The sequence below is a fragment of the Polaromonas sp. genome (assembly GCF_031411155.1).
In the GTDB taxonomy this organism is placed as follows: domain Bacteria; phylum Pseudomonadota; class Gammaproteobacteria; order Burkholderiales; family Burkholderiaceae_C; genus Polaromonas.
On sequence record NZ_JANOAL010000290.1, the window covers coordinates 1 to 1,997 of the forward strand.

The window sequence follows — 1,997 nt, forward strand, 5'->3', positions numbered from 1 at the left end:
AAGTCGCTGCTGTTGCCCATGATCAGCTGCGCATGCTCGCCAAAGCTGGTCAGCATTTCGCCGGTGGCAATCGGTGTGTCCAGGCTGGCCGCCAGCGCGGCGTGGCCTTCCAAGTCGTAGGCGTCCAGCGGCTCTTCGATCCAGGTCAGCTCGAAGGGCTCAAAGGCGCGGCAGGCGCGCTGGGCCTTGGGCCGGTCCCATTGCTGGTTGGCGTCCACCATCAGCGGAAAGCCTTCGCCCAGCAGTTCGCGCACAGCCTTGACGCGCTTCAAGTCGGTCGGCAAATCGGGCTGGCCGACCTTGATCTTGATGCCGCCTATGCCCTTGGCACGAATCGCGGCTACGTTTTTCAGCACCTCCTCAATCGGCATCGACAGGTAGCCGCCCGAGGTGTTGTAGCACTGCACGCTGTCACGGTGCGCGCCCAGCAGCTTGGCCAGCGGCAGGCCGGCGCGCTTGGCTTTGAGGTCCCACAGCGCAATGTCAAACGGGGCAATGGCCTGCGAGGTGAGCCCGCTGCGGCCCATGGAAGCGCCGGCCCACATCAGCTTGTCCCACAGGCGGGCGATGTCGCTCGGGTCTTCGCCCAGCAGGTTGGGCGCGATCTCTTTCGCATGCGCATACATGCCGGGGCCACCGGCGCGCTTGCTGTAGCCAAAGCCAATGCCGTCAAAGCCATCGCGGCTTTTGATCTCGGCAAAGATGAAGGCGATCTCGGTCAGCGGTTTCTGGCGGCCGGTCAGCACCTTGGCGTCGCTGATGGGCGCGGCCAGCGGCAGGTAGACCAGGGAGACCTTGACCCATTCAATGCGGTCGGCGCTGGCGCTTGCTTCGGTTTTCAAAATGGCTTCCTTTTTTGGGGGCGGTTGAACAATCGGGATGACGCGGGGGCGGCTTACCCGGACTTGATGCCTTGCTCGGGTGGTCGCTCGGGGTCTGCGCCGGCCCCGCTGCATGCTATTAAATTAATAGCTGTCGGGGCAATGAAACCGGGGGCCAGACGGCGATTTGTCATTTCAATGTCTGCTGGGGCCGGTTCAAGGCCGGTTCAAACTCAGTTTTGCAGTGCCGTGATTTTGGGCCGGTAGCCCGCCGCCTGCAACAGGCCGCGCGTGTAGCCCAGCGCAAACGCCATGAAGCGTTCGCGGTTCGGGTCCAGCTCGGACAGCGGTACATGGTCGGGGCACAAAATGCCGGCGTAGCCGCAGCGCTGGTAGGCCTTGATGGCCTCGTTCATGTCCACATCGCCCTCGTCCGGGAAAACCTCGGCAAAGTCGAGGTAGCCGCCCTTGATGTTGCGGAAATGGACCATGAAGATGCGCGGCGCAAACTCTTCAATCGCGCGAATGACATAGGCATGCGGCTCGGTCGCCATCTCCGCCACCGTGCCCTGGCAAAAGTTCAGCCCGTGCGCGGGGCTGTCACTGAGCGCAACAAACCGGCGCAGGCCTTCGATGGAGCCCAGCACATGCTCGACACCGTTGAGCCCGCCTATCGGGTAGGCCGGGTCGTGCGGGTGGCAGGCGAGCTTGATGCCGGCTTTTTCGGCCGCCGGCACCAGGCTGGCCACCAGAAACTCAATCGCGCGCCAGCCGGCTGCTTCGGTCACTGGCGGCACTTCTTTGGCCAGTTTCTGGCCGCAGAGCAGGCCCGATGCGGCGCCCCCCTCCTGCTGATTGGTCGGGTAGCCTACGCCCCAGTAAGAATGCTGGCGGTCAGCCTCGGGCGTGTAAGCGGCCAGCTTGAAGCCCGAGTACTGCACGCCGCCGCGCCCGGGCCGCAGGCCGGTGCGGGTAATGCCCACCATCTGCACGTTGTACTTGAGCGCCGTCAGGCCGGCGTCGGCCGCGATCTGGATGTTTTGCTGCAGCACCTGGGCCTGGCGCCGGGCGCTGGCTTCGTCGGTCAGAAAGTCCAGCAGGATGGCACCCACGTCGAGCGCAAACAGGTCTATCTTCAGGCCAAAACCCTCGACCCATTCGCGGTAAGCGCGCAGC

Annotated in this window: 2 protein-coding genes; both read right to left on the bottom strand. The window is 64.2% G+C overall.

Annotation, left to right across the window (positions count from 1 at the left end; all coding sequences use genetic code 11):
* A partial coding sequence (locus tag RMO23_RS17080; RefSeq protein ID WP_405041622.1) for a mandelate racemase/muconate lactonizing enzyme family protein occupies positions 1 to 845 on the bottom strand: 845 nt, incomplete at its 3' end.
* 209 nt (positions 846 to 1,054) lie between these two features.
* Positions 1,055 to 1,997, bottom strand: a 943-nt coding sequence (locus RMO23_RS17085) for a mannonate dehydratase (RefSeq protein ID WP_309683937.1), incomplete at its 5' end; no start/stop codon positions are given.